Source organism: Algibacter luteus (assembly GCF_900141715.1).
In the GTDB taxonomy this organism is placed as follows: Bacteria; Bacteroidota; Bacteroidia; order Flavobacteriales; family Flavobacteriaceae; genus Arenitalea; species Arenitalea lutea.
Genome location: NZ_FQYK01000003.1, coordinates 242,276 through 267,036, shown reverse-complemented (window position 1 = coordinate 267,036; position 24,761 = coordinate 242,276). Strand labels below are relative to the sequence as shown.

The 24,761-nt window shown below is 33.7% G+C and carries 18 protein-coding genes; 14 read left to right on the top strand and 4 right to left on the bottom strand.

The genetic code is table 11. The annotated features are described in order from the left end of the window. The first annotated feature begins 3 nt into the window (after positions 1-3). Together glgB and BUA46_RS07255 are read left to right on the top strand one after the other, a co-directional pair. Positions 4-1,914: a 1,4-alpha-glucan branching protein GlgB gene (gene glgB / locus BUA46_RS07260; RefSeq protein ID WP_019386924.1), complete on the top strand. Its 1,911-nt coding sequence runs from the start codon at positions 4-6 to the stop codon at positions 1,912-1,914. A 281-nt stretch (positions 1,915-2,195) separates the two neighbouring features. Then, entirely contained in the window at positions 2,196-4,598 is a 2,403-nt protein-coding gene (locus BUA46_RS07255; RefSeq protein WP_019386925.1) for a glycoside hydrolase family 31 protein, read from the top strand. 102 nt (positions 4,599-4,700) lie between these two features. Here the strand turns inward: BUA46_RS07255 and BUA46_RS07250 are convergent, their stop codons facing one another. Next, the gene (locus tag BUA46_RS07250; RefSeq protein ID WP_019386926.1) at positions 4,701-6,569 is read right to left on the bottom strand and encodes a cation:proton antiporter; all 1,869 of its coding nucleotides are present in this window, start codon (positions 6,567-6,569) and stop codon (positions 4,701-4,703) included. Positions 6,570-6,674: 105 nt separating this feature from the next. Between BUA46_RS07250 and BUA46_RS07245 the strand changes: the two genes are divergently transcribed. The 5 genes from BUA46_RS07245 to BUA46_RS07225 all read left to right on the top strand — a co-directional run bounded on the left by BUA46_RS07245 (position 6,675) and on the right by BUA46_RS07225 (position 14,202). Continuing rightward, positions 6,675-7,523: a universal stress protein gene (locus BUA46_RS07245; RefSeq protein ID WP_019386927.1), complete on the top strand. Its 849-nt coding sequence runs from the start codon at positions 6,675-6,677 to the stop codon at positions 7,521-7,523. Next, complete coding sequence (locus tag BUA46_RS07240) at positions 7,520-9,721, top strand: SulP family inorganic anion transporter (RefSeq protein WP_019386928.1); 2,202 nt, start codon at positions 7,520-7,522, stop codon at positions 9,719-9,721. Before BUA46_RS07245 ends, BUA46_RS07240 begins: the two co-directional genes overlap by 4 nt. Positions 9,722-9,775: 54 nt before the next feature. Beyond that, on the top strand, positions 9,776-10,642 hold the full coding sequence (locus BUA46_RS07235) for an MBL fold metallo-hydrolase (RefSeq protein WP_019386929.1): 867 nt from the start codon (positions 9,776-9,778) through the stop codon (positions 10,640-10,642). Positions 10,643-10,665: 23 nt separating this feature from the next. Continuing rightward, positions 10,666-12,273, top strand: coding sequence for a S8 family peptidase (locus BUA46_RS07230; protein ID WP_019386930.1), 1,608 nt, complete (start codon positions 10,666-10,668; stop codon positions 12,271-12,273). A gap of 87 nt (positions 12,274-12,360) precedes the next feature. After that, positions 12,361-14,202, top strand: coding sequence for a M1 family metallopeptidase (locus BUA46_RS07225; RefSeq protein WP_019386931.1), 1,842 nt, complete (start codon positions 12,361-12,363; stop codon positions 14,200-14,202). A gap of 85 nt (positions 14,203-14,287) precedes the next feature. Here BUA46_RS07225 and BUA46_RS07220 read toward each other — a convergent pair whose 3' ends face one another. Further along, positions 14,288-14,968: a hypothetical protein gene (locus BUA46_RS07220; protein ID WP_019386932.1), complete on the bottom strand. Its 681-nt coding sequence runs from the start codon at positions 14,966-14,968 to the stop codon at positions 14,288-14,290. A gap of 141 nt (positions 14,969-15,109) precedes the next feature. Here BUA46_RS07220 and BUA46_RS07215 point away from each other — a divergent pair, with 141 nt between their 5' ends. From BUA46_RS07215 to BUA46_RS07200, 4 genes are read left to right on the top strand one after another with little or no spacing between them, the layout of a single operon-like run. After that, complete coding sequence (locus tag BUA46_RS07215; RefSeq protein WP_026009974.1) at positions 15,110-16,330, top strand: sulfite oxidase; 1,221 nt, start codon at positions 15,110-15,112, stop codon at positions 16,328-16,330. Continuing rightward, on the top strand, positions 16,331-16,807 hold the full coding sequence (locus tag BUA46_RS07210) for a hypothetical protein (RefSeq protein WP_019386934.1): 477 nt from the start codon (positions 16,331-16,333) through the stop codon (positions 16,805-16,807). Then, on the top strand, positions 16,791-17,708 hold the full coding sequence (locus BUA46_RS07205) for a sulfurtransferase (RefSeq protein WP_019386935.1): 918 nt from the start codon (positions 16,791-16,793) through the stop codon (positions 17,706-17,708). The genes BUA46_RS07210 and BUA46_RS07205 overlap by 17 nt, the downstream gene beginning before the upstream one ends. 5 nt (positions 17,709-17,713) lie before the next feature. Then, positions 17,714-18,589: a sterol desaturase family protein gene (locus tag BUA46_RS07200; protein ID WP_019386936.1), complete on the top strand. Its 876-nt coding sequence runs from the start codon at positions 17,714-17,716 to the stop codon at positions 18,587-18,589. A gap of 25 nt (positions 18,590-18,614) precedes the next feature. Here BUA46_RS07200 and BUA46_RS07195 read toward each other — a convergent pair whose 3' ends face one another. Together BUA46_RS07195 and BUA46_RS07190 are read right to left on the bottom strand one after the other, a co-directional pair. Then, positions 18,615-19,805, bottom strand: a complete 1,191-nt coding sequence (locus BUA46_RS07195) for a succinylglutamate desuccinylase/aspartoacylase domain-containing protein (protein ID WP_019386937.1) — start codon at positions 19,803-19,805, stop codon at positions 18,615-18,617. Then, on the bottom strand, positions 19,798-21,657 hold the full coding sequence (locus tag BUA46_RS07190; protein ID WP_019386938.1) for a CBS domain-containing protein: 1,860 nt from the start codon (positions 21,655-21,657) through the stop codon (positions 19,798-19,800). Before BUA46_RS07190 ends, BUA46_RS07195 begins: the two co-directional genes overlap by 8 nt. Before the next feature lie 136 nt (positions 21,658-21,793). On the opposite strand from BUA46_RS07190, the gene rnpA reads away from it, so the two are divergent. The 3 genes from rnpA to BUA46_RS07175 all read left to right on the top strand — a co-directional run bounded on the left by rnpA (position 21,794) and on the right by BUA46_RS07175 (position 24,760). Next, positions 21,794-22,171, top strand: a complete 378-nt coding sequence (gene rnpA, locus BUA46_RS07185) for a ribonuclease P protein component (protein ID WP_019386939.1) — start codon at positions 21,794-21,796, stop codon at positions 22,169-22,171. Between the two features lie 6 nt (positions 22,172-22,177). Then, entirely contained in the window at positions 22,178-23,812 is a 1,635-nt protein-coding gene (locus BUA46_RS07180; RefSeq protein ID WP_019386940.1) for a S41 family peptidase, read from the top strand. Positions 23,813-23,908: 96 nt separating this feature from the next. Beyond that, entirely contained in the window at positions 23,909-24,760 is an 852-nt protein-coding gene (locus BUA46_RS07175) for an OmpA family protein (RefSeq protein WP_019386941.1), read from the top strand. Position 24,761 lies beyond the last annotated feature (1 nt).

Here is a 24,761-nt window from a genome sequence, read left to right as displayed (position 1 = left end):
TTTATGGCACAAGTAAAAGTTCACAGTTTATTTACCGAATTTGATATAAACCTTTTTAAATCAGGCAAGCATTTTAGGCTATACGAAAAATTCGGTTCGCACCTTGTAACCGTTGATGGTATTGATGGTGTGTATTTTGCAGTATGGGCACCAACAGCAAAACAAGTATCTGTAATTGGCGATTTTAATTATTGGATGGAAGGTGAACACCAATTAAATGTTCGTTGGGATTCTAGTGGTATTTGGGAAGGGTTTATTCCGCTTATAACTAAAGGTACTGCTTACAAATACAAAATTCAAAGTCATAATAATGATATAAAAACCGAAAAAGCAGATCCTTATGCTAGACGTTATGAGCATCCTCCTAGAACAGCATCAATTGTTTGGGACGATAATTATAAATGGAAGGATAAAGACTGGATGAAAACGCGTAAAAATCACAACGCCATTGATGCGCCATACTCGGTTTACGAAGTGCATTTAGGGTCTTGGAAAAAACATCTTGAAGAAGATCGTTTCATGTCTTATTTCGAGTTGGCAGACGACTTAGTGAACTACGTAAAAGACATGAATTTTACCCATGTGGAACTTATGCCTATTATGGAATTTCCTTACGATCCTTCTTGGGGATACCAAATTACAGGATATTTTGCACCAACATCGCGTTTTGGTTACCCAGAAGAATTCAAGTATCTCGTTGATAAATTACATCAAGCGGGTATAGGAATAATTTTGGATTGGGTGCCGTCACATTTTCCCGAAGACGCACATGGTTTAGGGTTTTTTGATGGTTCGCATCTTTATGAGCATCCTGATAAAAGAAAAGGATATCATCAAGATTGGAAAAGCTTAATTTTTAATTACGAACGTAATGAAGTGCGTTCATTTTTAATAAGTAACGCGGTGTTTTGGATGGATCAATACCATGCCGATGGTTTACGTGTTGATGCTGTTGCTTCAATGCTGTTTTTAGATTATTCAAGAGAAGATGGCGAGTGGGAACCTAATATTTACGGTGGAAGAGAGAATCTAGCAGTTATTAGTTTTTTAAAAGAATTAAACGAAGAAATATATGCCTCTTTCCCTGATGTGCAAACCATTGCAGAAGAGTCTACGGCGTTCCCTATGGTTTCTAAACCAACATTTGTAGGTGGTTTAGGCTTTGGAATGAAATGGATGATGGGTTGGATGCACGATACCTTAGAGTATTTTGCTAAAGATCCGGTGTATAGAAAATATCATCATAACGAAATTACCTTTAGTTTAGCATATGCTTTTACAGAGAATTTTATGTTGCCACTATCGCATGACGAGGTGGTTTATGGCAAAAATTCAATCTTAGGAAGAATGCCTGGTGATGAATGGCAACGTTTTGCAAATCTTCGTTTATTATATGGCTACATGTTTACACATCCAGGAACAAAACTCCTATTTATGGGTGGTGAATTTGGTCAATACAACGAATGGAATTTCGAAGAAAGCTTAGATTGGAACCTATTAGAGTTTAAACCTCATCAAGACATGCAAAACTATTTCAAATCGCTAAATACGATTTATAAAAACACTCCTGCATTATATGAAAAAGGTTTTAGTGGTGAAGGTTTTGAATGGATAAGTTATGATGATCACGAGAATTGTGTAATCTCGTATGTAAGAAAAGGGTATAAAGAAGAAGAAAATGTAATTGTGGTTTGTAACTTAACACCAACAGTTAGAAAAAATTATAAAATTGGTGTGCCTTCAAAAGGAAAACTCGTCGAGATTTTTAATAGTGATGCCGAAGAATTTGGAGGTAGTGGCATTAAAAACAAAAAGCAAACAACCGTTAAAAAAGATCCTTGGAATGGTAAAGAATATTCAGCAGAAATTGTTTTACCCCCATTAGCAGTAACAATTTTTTCCTTTAATTCCTAAAAAATAAAATCAAGAAGTAGCGTTTTAAAATAATTTTTAAAACGCTACTATACTTTCTATGTAATCAACACATTAACTATAAAAAACTTGAATTTAAACATGCTATATGTTTTAAATTTAGTCTTCAATTTCTGTTGATTTATCCCAATCTGAGTTATCCATAATTAATTAGGTTAATATTTGACTTTAATGCATTAATTCAAGCGTTTTTTTGATAAAAAGTAATCAACAAGGTATTCAAAATTTACTATTTTCGTCAATTATTATTGATTTATAGTTTTATGATATTAAATACTGAATTAGAATACAAAGGGAACTTATTCCCATCCAAAATAATTGCATACAAAAAGAACCTAAATGTACTGTCTTTTACCACCGAAAACGGTGTTGTTTTAGAAGTTACGGTGCGTCGAGATAGTGTTCTTCGTTTTAGATATACAACTACTGGTATTTTTGAAAATGATTTTTCTTATGCCATTACAAAATATGCAAGCAGAGGCTATAATCACCTTGAAGTTACCGAAGATGAAAATAATTACATCATTACAACGGCAAAACTGATTTGCCATATTTCAAAGTTAGATTTAAGATCATCGATTTACGATGCTAAGGATAAAAGCCTTATTTGTGAAGACGAGCTTGGTTTTCACTGGGAAGAAAGTTATGAGTTTGGAGGGGATGTTGTTAAAATGTCTAAAACATCGCATGCAGGTGAAAGTTATTACGGTTTAGGCGATAAACCTGTTGACAATAACCTAAAAGGAAAACGATTTGAAAACTGGGTAACAGATTCTTATGCTTATGGTAGAGAAACCGATCCTATTTACAAAGCCATTCCATTTTATACAGCGTTACACAACAAAAAGTCTTACGGTATATTTTTTGATAATACCTTTCGTTCATTTTTCGATTTTTGTAGCGAACGAAGAAATATAACAAGTTTCTGGGCGCATGGTGGCGAAATGAATTACTATTTTATTTACGGCCCTGAAATGTCTGATGTGGTTGCAAACTATACAGATTTAACAGGTAAACCACATGAAATGCCTGCACTTTGGACTTTAGGATATCACCAATGTAAATGGAGCTACTATCCTGAATCTAATGTAAAAGAAATTACTGCAAAATTTAGAGAATTAGAGATTCCTTGTGATGCTATTTATTTAGATATCGATTACATGGAAGGGTTTAGATGTTTTACTTGGAGTAAAGAGTATTTTCCAGACCCAAAACGAATGGTTAAAGAATTAGCCGATGATGGCTTTAAAACCATTGTAATAATTGATCCAGGAATCAAAATAGACATGGATTACTCTGTGTTTAGAGAAGGTTTAGAGAAAGACTACTTCTGTAAGCGTGCCGATGGCCCTTATATGAAAGGTAAAGTATGGCCTGGGGAGTGTTATTTCCCAGATTATACAAATCCTGAAGTAAGAGAATGGTGGTCTAATTTATTCCAAGAACTTGTTGAAGATATTGGTGTAAAAGGTGTTTGGAATGATATGAACGAACCTGCAGTTATGGACGTTCCAGGAAAAACATTCCCTAATGATGTAAGACACGATTATGACGGGAACCCTTGTAGCCACAGAAAAGCGCACAATGTATATGGCATGCAGATGGCACGCGCTACTTACCAAGGTTTAAAGAAATTCTCTTACCCGAAAAGACCTTTCGTTATTACTAGAGCGGCTTATTCTGGTACGCAACGTTACACATCAAGTTGGACAGGAGATAACGTAGCAACCTGGGATCATTTAACCATTGCAAATTTACAAGCACAACGTATGTGTATGTCTGGATTCTCGTTTATAGGATCTGATATTGGTGGATTTGCAGAACAACCAAACGGGGAATTATACGCACGTTGGATTCAGTTAGGTGTTTTTCACCCATTTTGTAGAACTCACTCTTCTGGAGACCATGGTGACCAAGAACCGTGGGCTTTTGGAACCACTATAACAGATGTAGTAAGAAAGTTTATTGAAATTAGATACCAATTACTGCCTTATTTATATACAGCGTTTTGGAGATATGCCGAAGAGGGCATTCCAATTTTAAAATCGCTTGTGTTATACGATCAACACGACCCGCAAACACATTACAGAAATGATGAGTTTATTTTTGGTGAAAAAATATTAGCTTGCCCAATTACAGCACCAAACCAAAAAGGAAGACGTATGTATTTTCCTCTAGGTAAATGGTACAATTTCTGGAATGACGAGTTGGTTAAAGGTGGATCTGAACAATGGGTTGATGCCGATTTAGACAGCATGCCAATATTTGTAAAAGAAGGGGCTATTATCCCTAAATACCCTATTCAGCAATATGTAGGTGAAAAAACTATTGATGAATTGATTCTTGATGTTTATTATAAAGAGGGTAAAGAATCATCTCAAGTTTACGAAGATGCTACTGATGGTTACGACTATATTAAAGGTAGATATAGCTTAAGAGATTTTAAATTGTCTGGTAAGAAAAACGAATTGATTATTCAACAACATAAATCTGGTAAGTTTGTAACCACATATAAAACTTTTAAGTTAAAGCTGCACGGGTTACCATTTAAAATTTCAAAAATTGAAATTGATAATGTGATTATACCTCTTGAAAAATTAAAGCTTAATGGTAACAATACCTTAACCATTACTAAAGAATTTTCAGAGCTTCATATTATGGCTTAAAAAACCATCTTTAAATATATTTAAAGCCTCTCTTAAGATTAAGAGAGGCTTTTTTCATCTATTAATGTTAGACCTATATAATCAATCACTTTTTTTTAAAAATCATTCTTCCTTAGTAGCCTTAATATCAGCTGTTGGAACTTTTTCAACATCAAAAGGTTTTCCTAAGTAAACCAATTGATTCCCTTCTTCAATTTTATCAACCTCTAAATTATACGAAGATATGATGTGTAATTCGCCTTCATTATCTTTTACAAAAAGCGGGATAATATCAGGATCATTATTCGAAATTTTTATGAGTTTTTCATAGTGCGCTTTGTCTTCTAAATCAATTTCCTGAATGGAAGGATGCTTTTTGGTTAGTTCCATAAGTCTATTAAAATCATCTTTGTGCGAAAACAATCCTTCTTTCGGGTTATTGGTATCATCTAACATTTCTTCGGTAGTAACCAATCTAAATGAGCCATTTTCTCCAAATTGTTTAGTAAACTTATTAATAGCGTATTTATTAATATCTGGATTTCCGGTAAGTGCCATTAAATAACCAACATCGTTCAATTCTATATTATCCGTTAAAGTTTCAGAGTAAATGTTATTACTAAAGGCTTCTAAACCTAATTCTTTTGCTTTTCTAATGTTTTGTTCATTGCTATCAATAAGCACAACATGTCTTCCGTTAGCTTCTAGATAATGACCCAACAATCTAGAAATTTTTGATGCACCAATAATTAAAATTCCTTCAGACTTCTTAAGGAATACACCTACCAATTTAGCAAATAATCTAGCAGTTGTGGCATTCAGTAATACAGTTCCTAAAACAATCATAAACACCAGTGGTGTAATATATTCTGCACCTTCAACGCCTTGTTTTATCAGCTTACTGCCAAAAAGTGAAGCGATACCTGCTGCAACAATACCTCTTGGACCTACCCAACTAATAAATATACGTTCGTTCGTTTTTAGTTTTGAACCCATGGTACTTAAAAATACTGCCAATGGTCTTATAATAAATACAACCGCAGCAAAAAGAATTCCTGTTTTCCAGGTATAAAGCAGCATCATATCTTCAATATTGATATTTGCTGCCAGCAAAATAAATAATATGGAAATAAGCAAGACACTTAGCGATTCTTTGAAATAAAGTAATTCTTTAATGTTTTCAAGTTTACTATTACCTAGAACCATGCCCATAACTACAACGGCAAGTAAACCAGACTCGTGTGCAAAAACTTCAGATTCAACAAAAACCAATAAAACAGTTGATAAAGACACTACATTTAATAAGTAATGCGGAATGAGTTTTTTATTAATTGCAAAGGCCAATGCATGGGCAAAAGTAAACCCAAAGGTAGTACCGAAGAGAATGATTTTACCAAACTCGATAAGTGCTGTTTTGGTAAAACCACTATCGCCTTCAACACTAATAAACTCAAAAACCAATACCGCTACTAAGGCACCAATAGGATCTATTAAAATACCTTCCCATTTTAAAACTGCTGAGATATCTTTTTTAAGCGGAATGTTCCTTAAAATTGGCGTAATTACTGTTGGTCCGGTAACAATAATTAATCCAGAAAAAAGAAAGGACAGGTCCCAACTTAAACCAAAAATAACGTGAGCAAGAATACCCGCGCCAAAAAAAGTTACAGCAGAACCAAGAGTTATTAACTTAGTAATTACTGGACCTACATTTTTTACCTCGGAGCGTTTTAGTGTTAAACCTCCTTCAAAAAGAATGACACTAATGGCTAAAGATACAAAGTAATACAAGCCTTCGCCTGGAAAAAGTCCTTGTTTTCCGTTCCAAATGGGTTCTATCCATTTAGATCCATCTTCGCTTAGATATGCCGCAGCAATAGGGCCTACTAAAAGCCCAATTAAAATTAAAGGTAAAATTGCTGGGATTTTAAATTTCCAAGCTACCCATTGGGCTAATATTCCTAAAATAATGATTCCTGCGAGTTCTAACATAGGCACTTTTCTTGTTAAAAACCACTAATTTAAGTAAAACGTATCATTTATTGTTTTCAAAAAATGTTATCTTTCAACTTTTTGTATTAAAACAACGTAAAACCTGTGCCTATAAAGCCTTTTAAAAGTATTGGAATTGGAGTTGCATATTCTCCAAACTTAAAAGCAAACCTTTTTGAGGCTGCAAGACTTTCTGTTTTTTTTGAGGCTAAATTAGTTTTAATTCATGTAGGTGAAGCTTCCGAAGAAAAATCCAAATTGCTTAGTACAATTCTAAAAAGTTTTGAAAAAGACCAATTAAAGTATGAAGTTGTTTTTAAACCAGGTAATCCTGTAGATGTCATCTTATCTATATCTGAAGAAAAAAAGATCGATTTATTAATTCTTGGTGCTGTTAAACGAGAAAAAATAGTTAAATATTATGTAGGCTCTATTGCAAGAAAAATTACGCGACAAGCCAATTGTTCGGTTTTACTTTTAATAAAACCCTCCGTTGAGCGTATACCTTGTCAGCATATTGTTGTAAATGGTTTAAAAGATCCTAAAACTGAACAAACAATTACCGCAGCATTTTACGTAGCAAATCAACTAAATGCCGAAAAAATAACCATTGTTGAAGAAATTGGACAAGATGAAATTGCGGTAAAAGTAGATGATGACAAATCGTTAAGAAGAGCTACTATAGCCAAAGAACGAATTAAACTAAGAGAAAACTCAAGAGTAAAAGAAATAATAAGTCATATTCCAAAAGAATACACCCAGAATAAAATCATAAAATTGCAACCCATTTTTGGAAAACGCGGGTATTCCATAGGCCATTATGCTCAAATATCTAGAGCCGATTTATTAGTGATGAATGCGCCCTCAAAAATGACGTTTTGGGATAGGTTATTTCCACACGATATTGAACATATTTTAACTGAATTACCAACCGATGTGTTAATTCTGCAATGAGTCCGAAAAAAAATAACATAAAAGCCTTTTTCAAAGCATTACCAAAAAATATATTCTCAGGTTTTGTGGTAAGTCTTATCGCACTACCTTTAGGTTTAGGACTTGCTATGGCAAGTGATGCACCACCAATTGCTGGAATTATTGCTGCTGTTGTAGGCGGTATTGTTGTTTCCATTTTAGGCGGAAGCCATGTAACCATTGTAGGCCCTGGAAACGGTTTAGTTGGTGTGCTATTAGTAGCGATAACAACATTAGGATTGGAAACCGCGTATGTCGCCATCATGTGCTCAGGAATATTACTTTTACTGTTAGGCTTTTTTAGAATGGGAGCATTAGCTGATTTTTTTCCGTCTTCGGCCATTCAAGGTATGTTAGCAGCCATTGGTTTAATTATTTTAGGCAAGCAATTCCACATCATGCTGGCTCATAAAATTAGTCGAGCCGATACGGTAGATTATCTTTTAGAAATTCCTTTTACCTTAAATGATGCGATTCATTATGATAATAAAGGGTTAATATTTGCTGCTTTTGCAGGAATAATAAGCTTAACCATTATGCTGTTCTACTCAAAAATTAGAAATAAATATTTACAGCTTATTCCGGCACCAATGTGGATTGTTATTCTTTCAATTGGTTTTAGTTATTACTTTGAATATGGCTTACATGAGGCAAACCCAATAGCACCAGAATATATGGTTTCGGGCATACCAAGCATACAAAAAATAATTGCAGACATACCCACACCAAATTTTGGTAGTATTTGGAGTTTTATGTTTTGGGGCAACGTTTTAGCATTAACACTTATTGCCAGCATAGAGTCACTTTTAAGTATCAAAGCGGTTGACAAACTGGACCCAGAAAAAAGACGTTCTAATGTTAATCGAGATCTAAAAGCTCTTGGTTTAGCAACCGTTGGTAGTGGTTTGTTAGGTGGACTAAATGTGGTTACTGTAATAGCACGAAGTTCGGTAAATGTAAATCAAGGTGGTAGTAACAGGTCGTCAAACTTTTTTCATGCCTTATTTTTAGTGTTGTTTATAGCATTTTTTAGCACGCAACTTACGCGTATACCACTACCGGCATTAATGGCTATTTTAGTATATACAGGTTACAAATTGGCGTCGCCAAAAGTTGTTACTCAAATGTTTTCTATTGGTAAAGAGCAGCTTATTATATTTTTTGTAACCCTAATTGTTACCTTAAAAATAGGGCTTATAACAGGAATTATTGCTGGTGTTATAACCACTTTTATTATTCATATTTTTATAAATAGGCATTTAGGTGCGGGATTATTCATCAGGAATTTATTAAAACCTAATGTTTTAATGTATAAAGAACATGGCGAAAAAGACAACTACTATGTTAGTGTTAAGCATTTTTGCAGCTTTTTAAACTATTATAAATTAAAAAAACACTTAGATGCTATTCCGGAAAATAAAGATGTTATACTAGATTTTTCGTTATGCGATTTTGTTGATGATACCGTATTAGAAAACATTCATGGTTATCAAGAGTTATTTGCTAAGAGAGATGGTCATTTTGATGTGATTGGATTGGATATGCACGACACAGAAACCAAACATCCATTTGCCTCCAGACGATTGCTCCCGGTTCCTAATATTATAAAAAACAGTCTTACAAGACGCCAAAGTACCATGGAAACCTTGGCAAAAAACTACAACTTAAAATACAGCCCTAAGAAGAAAAAAGAAGTTTCATTCCTAAATAGTTTTTCGTTTTTTAATACGAAACACATCAACCATATTTATAATAAATTAATTCAAAAAGATTTGACGATTTCGTTATTTGATATTGAGTTTTCAGAAGGTGAGTTTATAGCCAAAGAAGTTGTTAGAAGCACGATGCTGCATATTGAATTAGATTTTAAAATTCCTAAATTTACATTAGATAAAGAAGGGTTTCTCGAGAAAGTATCAGCTCTAGCTGGATTTAAAGATATTCCTATTGAAAATCATGACGATTTCTCAAACCGCTTCTATCTTCTAGGTGAAAACGAAACCAGAATCGCCCAATTTTTTAATGACGATGTCACCCATTTTTTCGAAAGCAACCCTTATTATCATGTCGAATCTAACGGAAATGCTTTGTTAATTTTTGAAAAAGAAAGATTGGCAAGTATAAAAGAAATTAAGGCGCTTTATGATTTTGGCAAACGTTTAAAACAAGTAATTTCTTAATATATTCTTAAGAATTTTAAGGATGTGATATAGTTTTCTTAATTTTACCTTCCTATGAATTTATACCCTGTAAATGCCGGAAATTTAAAGCTAGATGGTGGTGCGATGTTTGGAGTTGTTCCAAAAACCATTTGGCAGCGTACCAATCCTGCAGATTCTAATAACATGATTGATATAGCAACACGTTGTTTGCTTATTGAAGACAGTAATCGCTTGATTTTGATTGATAACGGTATGGGAAATAAACAATCAGAAAAATTTTATGGCTACTATCATCTTTGGGGCGATTTTAATCTAGATAAATCCCTTAAATCTTACGGTTTTCATCGTGATGATATAACCGATGTGTTCTTAACCCATTTACATTTTGATCATTGCGGAGGAAGTATTCAATGGAATCAAGATCGCTCAGGTTACGAGCCTGCTTTTAAAAATGCACATTTTTGGAGCAATAAAGACCATTGGAAATGGGCAACACAGCCTAACAAACGTGAACGTGCTTCGTTTTTAAAAGAAAATATTCTTCCAATGGAAGAGAGTGGGCAGCTAAAATTTACAGCGCTTCCACAGAATCAACTGTTAAATAACTCCCAGCTAGGATTTGATATTTTTTATGCCGACGGACATACCGATAAACAAATGATTCCACTTATTAAATATCAAGACAAAACCATTGCATTTATGGCAGATTTATTGCCAACAGTGGGGCATTTACCTATTCCCTATGTAATGGGTTATGATACAAGGCCATTATTGACTTTAGATGAAAAAGAAAGTTTTCTAAATCTTGCTGCAGAACAAAATTTCTACTTATTTTTAGAACATGATGCTCATAATGAAATTATTACCGTACAAAAAACAGAAAAAGGAGTCCGACTCAGAGACACTTTTACTACAAAAGATATATTTACTAATTTATAATAAAGACTAAATCTAATTATCCCATGAAGCAATTTAAATTAATAGCAATGGCTGCTTTTTTAGCAGTTTTAATTTCAGGCTGTGGCGGAACCGCGGCAATTTTATCAACTCCCGTTGAAAATATAGATACCTCTCCTTTAAAAGTTTCTGAGCTTACGGAAGCTGAAAAAAACAATTGGGGACATCTAGATTTGGTTAAAGACACCATTCCTGGAATGAGTGTAGATAAAGCGTATACAGACATCATTAAAAACAGAAAAGGTAAAAAAGTTATTGTGGCTGTAATTGATTCTGGAATTGACATAGATCATGAAGATCTAGATGATGTTATCTGGACAAATAAAGACGAAATTCCTGGAAATGGAAAAGATGATGACAATAATGGTTATGTTGATGATGTTCATGGCTGGAATTTTTTAGGCGATGGTTATAATGAGCAGTTAGAGTATGTTAGAATTTTAGCGAGTGGAGACACGAGCAATCCTGATTATGCGGCGGCAAAAGCACTTTACGAAACCGAGTATCAAAAATGGTTAGGAAGAAAAAATCAATACGAGCAAATTTATCAGCAGGTAAAAACAGCCGATGATGCCTTAACTAAACATTTTGGAAAGAAAGATTACACTCAAAAAGAGGTTGCGGCTATTAAAACTGAAAATGAAAGTTTGGCACAAGCACAACAAATTGCAAACTACATGTTTAGTAATGGCTTAGATACTATGGCCACCGCAATTACGGAAATTGAAAATGGTTTAGAAAGCATAAACGACCGCTTAAATTATAACTTAAACAAAGAATTAAAAGGTCGTGTTACTGGAGATAACCCTGATGATATGTCTACAAAATACTATGGCAATGGCAATGTTAAGCCGGTTAAAAAATCTGAGAGCCATGGTACGCATGTTGCAGGAATAATTGCTGCTGAACGTAACAATGGTAAAGGTGCAAATGGTGTAGCCAATAATGTTGAAATTATGAGCATAAGAGCGGTACCAAACGGCGATGAATATGATAAAGATGTGGCATTAGCTATAAGGTATGCCGTTGATAACGGCGCTACCGTTATTAACGGAAGTTTTGGTAAGAGTTTTTCACCGCATAGCGACTGGGTGCGCGATGCCATTGCTTATGCTGGGAAAAATGATGTGGTTTTTGTTCATGCTGCCGGAAACGACAGTAAAAATGTAGATAAAGAACCTAATTATCCAGATGATAATGTAAACGGTGTTGAAGTCACTGATACTTACATAAGAGTTGGTGCTTTAGCACCAAAATACGGTTCAAGTATGGTTGCCGGTTTTTCTAACTACGGAAAACAAAATGTAGATATTTTTGCTCCAGGTGCGAGCGTATATTCTACGACTCCAGAAAACGAATACGACACTAAAGGAGGAACTTCAATGGCAGCTCCTGGCGTTGCTGGTATAGCCGCTTTAATTCGTTCATACTACCCCAAATTAACTGCTGCACAAGTAAAGCAAGTAATTTTAGATTCTGGTTTAGCAATTAAAACTAAGGTTATTGTTGGTGGAAATTCTGAAGATGTAAAACCGTTTGCTGATTTAAGTAAATCTTCAAAAATGGCAAATGCTTACAATGCTTTAATTCTAGCAGAACAAATGTCAAAATAATATATTTTTAGTTCAAGCATAATCAAGGATATACCAATCTTGATTATGCTTTACTTTTCAATCTATAGATTCAATCTTTTTAAAGTTATGACGCGATTTTTTTCATCAATTCTTATAGTTTCATTATTGTTTTCTTGCAGTAGTTCAAGAGGGCTTTCCGCAACTACACCTCTTACTCCTCCTACACATGCAACTGTAACATCGTCTTATTGGCAGCAGCATGTAGATTATTACATGGAAATTGATATGGATGTAAACACCTATCAATACAAAGGGAAGCAAAAATTAGTTTACACTAATAATTCACCAGATGTATTAAATAAAGTGTTTTATCATTTATACTTTAACGCATTTCAACCAGGAAGTGAAATGGATGTGCGTTCACGAACTATAGCAGACCCGGACGGAAGAGTAAAAGACCGCATTAGTAAACTAAAACCTAATGAAATAGGATACATTAAAGTTAATTCGCTTAAACAAAACGGTGTATCGATTAATCACGAAACTGTTGGTACCGTTTTAGAGGTTGAATTAGCTACACCGATTCAACCTGGTGAAAGCGTAACTTTTGATATGGATTTTGACGGACAAGTACCTGTTCAAATTCGTCGAGCTGGACGAAATAATAAGGAAGGTGTGGCGCTTTCAATGGCACAATGGTACCCGAAATTAGCAGAATACGATTTTGAAGGATGGCATGCAGACCCGTACATAGGGCGTGAATTTCATGGTGTTTGGGGAGATTTTGATGTAAAACTGACCATAGATAAAAACTACGTTGTTGGCGGAACAGGTTACCTGCAAAACCCAAATGAAATTGGTCATGGTTATGAAACTGGTACTGTAAATCGTCCAAATTATGATAAACTAACTTGGCATTTTGTAGCGCCTAATGTGCATGATTTTACTTGGGCTGCAGACCCTGAATATATTCACGATACCAAACAAGTACCAAATGGTCCGTTATTACACTTCTTATACAAAAGCACCATGCCTCAAGACAAACTTGATAATTGGAAAAATTTGCAGCCAAAAGCTGTAGAATTAATGCAGTTTTTTAGTAACGAAGTGGGGCAATATCCTTACAATCAATACTCTGTAATTCAAGGTGGGGATGGCGGAATGGAATACGGCATGTGTACGCTTATTTTAGGTGAAGGTAGTTTTGATGGTTTGTTTGGTGTAACAGCTCACGAAATGGGGCACTCGTGGTTTCAATTTATTTTGGCAACGAACGAAGCAAGACATTCTTGGATGGATGAAGGTTTTACCGAATACATTTGTACCCTTGCAGAAAGTCATATTTTCAATAAAGATTTTAACGAGCTTTCCAAACGTGTTTACGGTGTTTATTCATACTTAGCTAAATCTGGTACAGAACAACCGCAAACTACACATTCTGACAGGTATGTTTACAATCGTTCATATTCAATTTCAGCATACTACAAAGGTTATGTGTTCTTGAAACAATTGGCGTATGTTATTGGGCAAGAAAATCTAGAAAAAACATTAAAACAATATTTTAAAACGTATGCTTTTAAGCACCCAAAACCAATAGATTTTTTAAGAATTGCCGAAAAAACATCTGGTTTAGAACTCGATTGGTATTTAATTGACTGGACACAAACCACCAATACTATTGACTACGCAGTTAAAACTATTGAAAACAACTCGGTAACTTTAGAGCGTATAGGATTAATGCCAATGCCTATTGATGTTTTAGTAACCTATACTGATGGTTCTACTGAAGCATTTTATATCCCATTACAAATGATGCGTGGTGAAAAACCAACCTCAGCAACCATCATAAAAGACTGGGCTTGGGCTTATCCAACTTACACGTTTGAAGCAACTAAACCTGTAAAATCTGTGGAAATAGACCCAGAAGGTTTAATGGCTGATATTGAAAAGGGAAACAACAAAAATTAAGATTATAATTCATTTAAAAGCCACTTAATTTGAAATTAAGTGGCTTTTTTTGCTATTAGGTAGTTCTAATTGATAATACTATTAATTATGACTCAGATTTTGGTAAATGAATGCCTTTTAAAAGAATTAAAGCTCCCATAGTTACCAACCAAATGACTTTAATATGAAATAATGGCTTGTAGATTTCATAATTATCAGGAATACCCATAACGATGCCCATTGCCGAAAGTCCTAACAAAACCGTAAACCAGCCTAACCATTTAGCTACAATATGCCATTTTATTAAGCCGTAGCCTAACAAGACTAAACCAACACCAGAGAAAACACGTCCAAAACGTATAAAGCATGTTACGTATTGATTCGTGTATAAAATATCATTAACGAAAGCCTGAATTTCTACTGCAGACTTCCCCATTGTTTGACCCACACCCCAAGCACCAAAATTATAAAAATAAGCATTGGCAATAGCTAAGGTAAACGTGCCAATAATAATCATGCCAGCACCTGGTAATATAAGTACCCGGTATGGCTTTCTAGCCGCTACCGCCACCAGTGCAAACAAGGCAATTGCCATGGTAACCCAACCAAAAATGTGAATACGATACATCCAAATCCAGGTCCAAACATTTTCACCAATAGCCTCAAAATCTGATGCTACAATGTATTCGCCAATATGATGTGGTGAAAGCGCCCAACCTAACCATAACATTAAGGCGGCCAAAATAAACGACCAACCAGTAAACTTAGTTTCAAAATTTTTTGTCATAATTCTCATCATTGCTAATTTTAAGGTAATAGTGCAATTTAGTGTTAACTATGCCTTTTGTATGTAACATAAGTTACAAATAAAGAAGCTTAGAAGTTGTAACTTAGGAAGTTGGTTAATCAAACCTATAATAGAAATATTTTGAAAAGAAGAGATTTTGTAAAAAAAGGTACACTAGGCTCGTTTGCTGCATTAATAGGTACAGAGCTTGTTTTTGGTTCTAAAATGTTAGATGGTTATACGCCTTTAGCGTTGCAAGAACCCGATCCTTTTAAACTTTTTAATAAACACAAAGACATGGTTGTTCTAAACGATAAACCATGGAATATTGAAGCACAAGCTCATTTATTGGATGATAAAATCACACCAAATTCATGCATGTTTATAAGAAATAATGGCTTGGTACCTGAAGATATCGACCCAAAAACATGGACGCTAACCATTGATGGAGAATCAGTAAAAAATAAAAAAACATATTCTTTGACTGAATTGAAATCAAAATTTGAGCATCATACCTATCAATTAACGTTAGAATGTGGTGGTAATGGACGCGCAGAATTTGATCCACCAGCAAAAGGAAACCAATGGACTGTTGGTGCTGTACATTGTGCTTCATGGACTGGTGTGCGCTTACGTGACGTTTTGGAAGATGCTGGTATAAAAAGTAATGCTGTTTATATTGGATATCATGCCATAGATAAACACCTTAGTATGGATCCTAACAAAGAACCTATTTCTAGGGGTTGCCCAATGAATAAAGCTTTACAAGATGAAACGCTTTTAGCATTTAAAATGAATGGAGAAGACATTCCTCTTATTCATGGATACCCTTTACGCTTGGTTGCAGGTGGATGGCCGGCATCAGTTTCTGGAAAGTGGATAAATAGAATTAGCATTCGCGATAAAGTACATGATGGTACAAAAATGACTGGTACTGCTTACAGAGTACCTTGCGAACCTGTGGCACCTGGAGAAAAAGTAAAAGATGAAGATATGTGCATTATCGAGTCAATGCCTGTAAAATCAATTATTACTTATCCTAAAACTGGGGCAATAATAAAAAAAGGGCAGTCTTTAAATATAAGAGGGCATGCATGGGCAGGAGAATTAGAAGTTGCTAAAATGGAATATTCCATAGATTTTGGTTCTACTTGGAAAACATGTGATGTCGCAAAACCAGAAAACCGTTTAGCGTGGCAACATTTTACAGCTAAAATAAACTTTCCGAAACCTGGTTATTACGAGGTTTGGGCCAGAGCAACAGATGCCAATGGTATAGCACAACCTATGCTTTTACCAGGATGGAACCCAAAAGGTTATTTAAACAATGCTTGCCATCGCATAGCGATAAAAGTTACATAAATGACCAAAAAAGAAGACGTCTTTAGGAAACAAGTTAAAAAAGTACATCGTCTTTTGGCGCTGCTGTTTGTGTTGTTCGTAATTGCAGGAGGTGGAATCATTTCATATATGGTGAATCCAAATATCTTAGATTTCATGTCTAAATCTGAAACTGTTGCAATTGCACCAGTTGAAGTGGACGAAGATAGGATTGAAAATGGCATTCATGTTAGAACGGGTTTGATCGATGCAGAAGGATTAATGATAGTTGTAAATAACTGTACCAATTGTCATTCATCAAAATTAGTAACACAAAATAGAATGAATGCCGAACGTTGGAACGCCACGATTAAATGGATGCAAGAAACCCAAAATCTTTGGGATTTAGGAAGGAATCAGGAGGTTATTGTTAATTATTTAGTAACCAACTATCCACCAAAAGCAAAAGGAAGGCGCGCGGTTTTAACAGATATCGATTGGTATGAATTGGAGGATTAATATCATAATATTCTTGTTTATCATTTCAGCATGTAAACCTGAAAAAGCGAATGAAATAGCAGTATTTGATTCGGCATATTTAATATCAGCAAATGAATTAAAAGCAATTAATCAACAACCAAATATTAAAATAATTGATTTTAGAAAAAAAGAACGTTATAAAAATGAACATATTGAAGGCGCTTTAAATCTTTGGAGAACGGATATCGAAGACACAACATATCCTTACTCCGGAATTATGGCTGGTAAAAAACAGATAGAAGATTTATTTGGAAAATTAGGAATTCAAACGGAAGACACCATAGTCATTTATGATGATAACGGATTGTGTGAAGCTTCAAGGTTATGGTGGATATTACAAAATTATGATTTTGAAAATATTAAACTTTTACTAGGCGGAATTTCAGTATGGAAATCAATTAATGGTCAAGTTAATTCAGAAATACCAAAAGTGGAAACAACTGTTTTTAAACTAAAGGCAAATCCTAAAATGCGATATTATGCCTCAAAAGAACAAGTCATTGAAGCATTAAAAAACAATGTGGTTATTTTAGACACTAGAAATGAAGATGAGTTTTCAGGAAAACAACAAAAAAAAGGTGCTTACAAGGCAGGAAGAATACCTAAAAGCATACATATAGATTGGGTAGAAGCTATAAACTATAGTGGTAATAAAAAATTTAAACCAATAAAAGATTTAGAAAAGATATATAGTAAAATAAATAAAAACGATTCTATCATTTTGTATTGCCATAGTGGCGTTCGTTCAGCACATACAACCTTTGTGCTAACCCAACTATTAGGGTACAAAAATGTAACTAATTATGATGGCTCATGGACAGAATGGAGCTATTTTGACGACTTACCTTTTGAAAGTGATAGTATAACATTAACACAATAAAAAAAATGGAAAAGTATTTAGACGCATTTATTAATGCCTTTGAAGGCACATTAAATTGGACTTGGAAATCGATAATTTTTGAAGTGCCATGGTATACCAATTATTTTTGGGGACTTACAGTAATTTCAATAGTCGTGTGGTTATTAGAAATTGCTTTCCCTTGGCGAAAAGATCAATCAATTTTCAGGCGCGATTTTTGGTTAGACGCATTTTATATGTATTTTAATTTCTTCATTTTCTCCATTGTCATAAGTGGAGTTTATAAGGTTATTGGATTGCTTTTAGGCGAAATTAATGTCACCGCAAAAAGTCTTGCTATTATGGATATCTCAGAATGGGCGCCATGGTTGCAATTATTGGTGTTCTTCATAATTCTTGACTTTGTTCAGTGGTTTACACATGTATTATTGCATAAGTATGGTTTTCTTTGGAAATTTCATAAAGTTCACCACAGCGTAAAAGAAATGGGTTTTGCAGCACATTTAAGATACCATTGGATGGAAAACGTGTTATACAAACCGCTTAAAACTTTTGGCGTCATGATTATTGGCGGTTTTGAACCAGAACAAGCTTATATTATTCACTTTATAACAATTGCTATTGGTCATCTTAACCATTCAAATATTAAAATAACTTGGGGACCATTAAAGTATATTTTCAATAACCCAGTGATGCATTTATACCACCATGCTTATGTATTACCAAAAGGAACATATGGTGTGAATTACGGTATTAGTTTAAGCTTATGGGATTATATTTTTAAAACTAATTACATTCCAGAAGACGGTGGTAAGATTGAAATTGGGTTTAAAGGCGATGATAAGTTTCCTAAAGATTTTATTGGACAAAACACCTATGGCTTTAAAAAAGGGCAGCGTTAGTTTTATTAAATTTTAATCTAAAGCATTAATACCAAGGCGCTTTTCTGTAAATTTTAGTTTTTGCAACACGCTCTCTATTGTTTAATCTTATATGAGTTCTTGTAATTTGCCTATTTCTGTAACCTAATAAATGAAATAATGGTTTAGCAAAATACCGTGCAACTTTCAAATCAACTTGTAAAATGCCTTCGTTTTTATTTGCCCAAGAAATTCCAGGTAAAAAGGCTAAAAAACTATCGGTTTTTATACGTCTTAATACAGTGGATAATTTTAGAAAAAACGGTTTTATGGGTTTAATGATAAAAAAACCTTCGGCGCCTTTTTGTTGGTAAAGTGGCATAAAAATATTACCGTTGTAACGAGATTCAATTTCTTTAGTGTTGCTTATGGCTAGTAGCGTTCCTTTTTTAACAGTTTCGAAACTTTTAAAACCATTAAGCATTTTAAAGCGTTCGTTTTTTTGAATTTTATGTAAATACACCACTTCAAATACCTGCTTTGTATTGTTAGATTGTTGCTTTAGTTGCTCGTAATATTTTGAAAAATTAATAACCGCTTCTTGTTTTAAAACACCTGAATACACTAGGGTTAAATACACAAATGCAATACTATTGGTAATGGCAACAAAATCGTCATGTTGCCCAGATTCAAAACCTAAAGACACATAACCTAACTGGTTTATATAACTCAATAACGGACCATTTAAATACTCTTCTATACCTAAAACTATAGGTACTGGAAATTGCTCTGAAAACTTTCTGTTTATTAAGGCATCATTTATTGTAATAAAAGGCAAGGTTTTACTGGATGTTGTGTGCAAATCAACAAAATAAAATGGCGGTTTATGTTTTTCTAAAATTTCATTTAAAATGGTGTTGAGCTCAACTAATTCAGCTTCGTCTTCATTTACATGAGCTTTACTTAAAATGTTTTGAATTTGCTGCTTAGTCCAAAGCCTATTTAAATCGTCTTCAATATAACGTTTATGCGCTTTTAAAGCGGTTAAACTTCCCGAGATACCGTAAATAGTACCAGATACATAGGTATTATTTATTCCTGCTAAAGCATCTTTTAGAGCAAACACTCCAGAAGTTTCATTACCATGAATACCGCCAAAAAAAATAACCGTCGGACCAGGTTTTGTACCTTCTATTTTACCAAGTATTCTGTTAATTTTTAAACTACTATTTAGTGCCTTGTTGTATACATCAATCATGCAATAAGTCGTTTGAGGTTATTAAACCAATAAGCTTTTTGTTTTTTACAACGGGCAAACAACCAATTGCATGTGTTTTTAATAATTTTATAACCGTTTCATAAGGTGTGTATTCCTCAACAGTGATTAAATCGGTTTTCATTAATTTTGAGACACTATTATGTTTTTCATCGCGCTGATCGATATAGCTTTCAACGTCATTCCAAGTTATCAAACCTAACAGATCTCTATCCCCATTAATAACAGGCATGTGGTGAATGTTTTTCCATTTCATGATATGCAATACCAAATCGATACTGTCTTTTTTATCTACTGAAAATATATCCGAACTTAAAATATGTTTCGCCACATATTTAGTTTTTAAGATTGATTCGTTTTGATGATGCAGCATATCCCATACCGAAACAGGAAAACCTTTTTCTTGTTTATCATAAATATTTGCTGTTAGTATTTGCATAGACTCATACCGCTTATGGCTTTTTAGAAGGTACCTGTAATTTCTAACCATCCATTCTGATCCGTTATAACCTATAACTCTATCATTAATAATTTTTAAGTAATACTCGGCATCTTTTGGAGAAATTCCCATTTTATACAAGCCTTTATATGCCATTGGTAAAAGTTCGTTTAAAATAAGTTCATGGCTTGAAATGTATTTCCCATTCCAATAAAACTGGGTGGACATACCGTATCTTGCAGCGCTAAAAAAGTTAGTTTTTACATCTTTAAAATCCCATTTATCGCTAATATTATTGTAAGCTTTTGGTTTTCCTAACATGACACCTACCCAAAACATCATGTTTGCAATTTCATCAACGGTTGTTGGTCCAGAAGGTATGTATCTGTTTTCAATTCGTAAATGAGGTTTTCCGTTGGTTAAACCATAACAGACTCTGTTCCAGGGGTAAACGGTACCATTATGCAATTGCAAAGCTTTTAGCTTTGGGATTTCGTTGTTTTTTAGCATATCTACACTGTTTCGAATAAAATGCGTGGTTAAAAAACTCCTAAATCGGGCTATATTATTTTTAAAAATATCGGTTATTGAGCCGCGTTCCCAATCGGTTCCGAAACTTACTCTAGAAGGTTTGTCATTTAATAAATACGAATTTGCTCTGGTATCTATGCTTTGTGTAAAAAGTGCAATTCTAGTTTCGCTCCATAATTCTTTTCCAAATAATAAAGGTGAATTTGTACAAACACTTAAAACAGGTCCAGCAATGGCTTGTGCCCAATTATAATTATCTACAAAATTTTTAGCAGCAAACTGCAAATGCATTTGAAAACTGGTATTACAGCCTTCTAGCATTACAGAATCGTGTAATAGATTAAGCTCATCTACACCTTTGATGTGAATATCGAAACTTGTTCTTCTACTTGATTTAATGGCATCATTTAAAACGGAATATCGTTCAACATTGGTCATGTTATCTTCGCCAACATTATTAACTGATAAGGATGGTAAAATGCCGGTTAGAATAATTTTACCATCGTTCTTAGCCACAACATCTTTAGCCTTTTTTAAATAGCTATTTAATTGTTTGTGTAATTTTGAAAAACAATCTCCTACTAGAATTAAAGGGTCTAAGTTTAGTTCTAGGTTATAATTCCCAATTTCGGTTGTAAAATGCTCGTCGTTAATTTCTTCTAAAATCTCCAAAGAATTACTCTCTGGTAAAAACTGATTATTAACTAAACAAAATTCTTGTTCTGCTCCGATTCTAATTGGGCCTTCTTCAATCATGTTGTTTTCAATCATGAGGTCTAGGGCTTCTATATCATTTATCAAATGATGGATATAATTAGCTCTATCTTTTTTAGTATTTAGTTTTGTAACACTTAAATCTCCCATAATCGTTTAATTTAAATTCGTTGTAACATACCAATATACCTTAGTTTAAGCGTTTTAAAAATGATTTTTGTCATGTTGCCCCTTGTTACGCTTGGTATGAATTGTTATTAGTATTTTTGTAAGCATAAATCTATTTATGACTGCAACCTATTCGAAAAAAGAAAAGCTTAAAAGCAAAAAACTTATAGACCAATTGTTTACTGAAGGACAATCGGTTTCTGCGTTTCCGTTGCGTTTGGTGTATTTAGGTACTACTTTTGATGATGAGGTTATAGCTAAAACTGGGGTTTCGGTAAGTAAAAAACATTTTAAAACCGCTGTAGCCAGAAACAGGATAAAACGTTTGTTACGAGAAGCTTATAGGCTAAATAAAGCGAGTTTTTTTAACAATTTAACAACACAACACGCGTTTATGATTTTGTACATTGGCAAAGACATGCCCACATTTGTGCAAGTTGAAAGTAAAATGAAAACGGTATTTGATAAGTTTTCAAACAAAATTTCTAAAAAATAATCTGAAATGAAACATATTCTTAAAAAGAAAATAATAATCCCGCTGCTTGTAGGTGTTGTTTTTATTTCAACCACAGCATTTAAAAACGACTTTTTTGAAATTGCAAAGCAAATTGAAATTTTCACCACGTTGTTTAAAGAATTAAACATGAATTATGTGGATGAAACCAACCCGGGAGATTTAATGGATACGGCTATAAAAAGCATGTTAAGCGATCTGGATCCGTACACCAATTTTATGAACGAGCAAGATGTTGAAGCTGCTAGAATTAATAATACCGGCGATTATACAGGTATAGGTGCTAGAATAAAAACCAAAAAAGACAAATTGGTTGTTATTGAGCCTTACAAAGATTATCCTGCAGATAAGGCGGGTTTAAAGGCTGGAGATGAAATAATTAAAGTTGGTAATATTTCTATTGCAGATTATGATGATAATGCAGGTGAATTATTAAAAGGTGCTCCAGATTCTTCAATAGAAGTAACTTACAATCGTCAAGGAAAAACACAAACTGCAACCATAAAACGTGCAGAGGTTGAAATTAAAGCGGTACCTCATTTTTCTATGATTAATAATAAAACAGGATATATTGTTTTAAGTCAGTTTAGCAGAAAAGCACATGCTGAAACCAATTATGCACTACGCGATTTAAAAGCTCAGGGTGCAGAAAATATTATTCTAGATTTACGTGGTAATCCTGGTGGTTTGGTAAACGAAGCTATAAAAATTGTAAACCTTTTTGTGCCCAAAGGGCAATTGGTAGTGACAACAAAATCTAAAGTTAAAAAATACAACCGAACCTATATAACACCAAGCGACCCTATAGATGCTAACATTCCGTTGGTGGTTTTAATTGATGGAAGTAGTGCATCGGCGAGCGAAATTGTTTCTGGCGCCCTTCAAGATTTAGATCGTGCCGTAATTGTTGGGTCTAGAAGTTTTGGAAAAGGCCTAGTACAACGTCCGAAAGCCTTAACCTACGGTACCCAAGTAAAAATTACCATTTCTAGATATTATACACCTTCTGGTAGATGTATTCAGGCATTAGATTATTGGAATAGAAATGAAAAAGGCGAAGCGATAAAAGTGAAACAAGAAAATTACAACGCCTTTAAAACTAAAAACGGAAGACAAGTTTTTGATGGTGGCGGTGTATTTCCTGATGTGCAAATTGGTAATCATAAAATATCACCAATTACAACTGCTATTGTTAATAATGATTTGGTTTTCGACTTTTCTACCAACTATTATTACAATCATACTATTGATGATATAAACAACCTAAAGTTGACTGATAAGGATTTCTTAGATTTTAAGAATTACTTAAAAGAAAACAATTTTTCATTTGAAACAGAAACAGAAAAAGCCCTTAAAAAAGCCTTTGAAACTTCTAAAAAAGAAGAACTGAATGATAATATTGAAAACGATTATAACACATTAATTACAAATTTAAATGCCTCAAAAACCAGTGTTATTGATGAAAATAAAGACTATTTAATAGATTTATTAACACAAGACATTGTAAAACGCTACGTGTATCGAGAAGGATTATACGAATATTTAGAAGAGCATGATTCTGAAATTAAAAAAGCAACAGAAATACTTAGCAACACATCAACCTATCAAGGTTATTTAAAATAAAAAAGGTTTTATATCCGGCAAACCCTTTGGATAAAAGACAACTGGCATGATTTTAGATTAAAAATAGTATATTTAACACCTATTCAGTGCCCTTCTATGAATAAATTAGTAGTATTAATATTAATCTCATTTAGTAGTGTTTTTGGTTTTTCACAAAACAAATTAACACACGAAGTTTATTTTGATACGGATAAATACGAGGTTCCTAGTACTGAAGAGAATCGTTTACTTCTATTTATTTCTTCGTTAAACGATGTTGATATTGAATCGATTTCAATTTTTGGGTTTTGTGATGATAGAGGTGCAGATACCTATAACTTAATTCTTTCACAGCAACGTGCCGATGCTATAAAAGCTGTTTTTGCTAATAATGAAATAAGCGAAACACTTATAACAAATGTTGATGGTAAAGGTGAAATACTGATTAAAATTGTTGAGGAAGAAAATCTTTTAAAAATTAGAGGTCTAAATAGGAAAGTTGAAATTATAGTAAAACCTAAACAGCCCAAAGTAAAAGAGGTTGTAAAAGAAAAAAAACCTAAAGAAAAAGGTGTTGTAGATTTAATTAAAGAAAGTACCAAAGGTGATAAAATCTTGTTTAAAAATATTTTATTTAAAACAGGTTACGCCTCAGTTACTCCAGATTCTAAAAAAACATTAGAATCGATTGCTAAAGCGCTTTTAGAACGTGATGATATATATTTCACAATACAGGGTCATGTGTGTTGTACCCAGAACACCAGAGATGCAGTAAACAGGAAAACAAAAAAACAAAACCTATCTGAAGCCAGGGCTAAATATGTTTACGATTATTTTGCAAATAAAGGCATAGATAAAAAACGAATGCGTCATTTAGGTATGCGAAGAAAATTTCCACTAGGTGGCAATCCAAAATTTGATAGACGTGTAGAAATACTAATCACCCATGTGGGTGATGAAGCTAAATAAA

Bases quoted from the DNA above. Each gene is read 5' to 3' on its own strand.
- BUA46_RS07175 (WP_019386941.1), top strand. From the start codon at position 23,909: ATGAATAAATTAGTAGTATTAATATTAATCTCATTTAGTAGTGTTTTT.
- glgB (WP_019386924.1), top strand. From the start codon at position 4: ATGGCACAAGTAAAAGTTCACAGTTTATTTACCGAATTTGATATAAAC.
- BUA46_RS07255 (WP_019386925.1), top strand. From the start codon at position 2,196: ATGATATTAAATACTGAATTAGAATACAAAGGGAACTTATTCCCATCC.
- BUA46_RS07190 (WP_019386938.1), bottom strand. From the start codon at position 21,657: ATGGGAGATTTAAGTGTTACAAAACTAAATACTAAAAAAGATAGAGCT.
- BUA46_RS07195 (WP_019386937.1), bottom strand. From the start codon at position 19,805: ATGATTGATGTATACAACAAGGCACTAAATAGTAGTTTAAAAATTAAC.
- BUA46_RS07225 (WP_019386931.1), top strand. From the start codon at position 12,361: ATGACGCGATTTTTTTCATCAATTCTTATAGTTTCATTATTGTTTTCT.
- BUA46_RS07230 (WP_019386930.1), top strand. From the start codon at position 10,666: ATGAAGCAATTTAAATTAATAGCAATGGCTGCTTTTTTAGCAGTTTTA.
- BUA46_RS07250 (WP_019386926.1), bottom strand. From the start codon at position 6,569: ATGTTAGAACTCGCAGGAATCATTATTTTAGGAATATTAGCCCAATGG.
- rnpA (WP_019386939.1), top strand. From the start codon at position 21,794: ATGACTGCAACCTATTCGAAAAAAGAAAAGCTTAAAAGCAAAAAACTT.
- BUA46_RS07240 (WP_019386928.1), top strand. From the start codon at position 7,520: ATGAGTCCGAAAAAAAATAACATAAAAGCCTTTTTCAAAGCATTACCA.
- BUA46_RS07200 (WP_019386936.1), top strand. From the start codon at position 17,714: ATGGAAAAGTATTTAGACGCATTTATTAATGCCTTTGAAGGCACATTA.
- BUA46_RS07205 (WP_019386935.1), top strand. From the start codon at position 16,791: ATGAATTGGAGGATTAATATCATAATATTCTTGTTTATCATTTCAGCA.
- BUA46_RS07220 (WP_019386932.1), bottom strand. From the start codon at position 14,968: ATGACAAAAAATTTTGAAACTAAGTTTACTGGTTGGTCGTTTATTTTG.
- BUA46_RS07235 (WP_019386929.1), top strand. From the start codon at position 9,776: ATGAATTTATACCCTGTAAATGCCGGAAATTTAAAGCTAGATGGTGGT.
- BUA46_RS07180 (WP_019386940.1), top strand. From the start codon at position 22,178: ATGAAACATATTCTTAAAAAGAAAATAATAATCCCGCTGCTTGTAGGT.
- BUA46_RS07210 (WP_019386934.1), top strand. From the start codon at position 16,331: ATGACCAAAAAAGAAGACGTCTTTAGGAAACAAGTTAAAAAAGTACAT.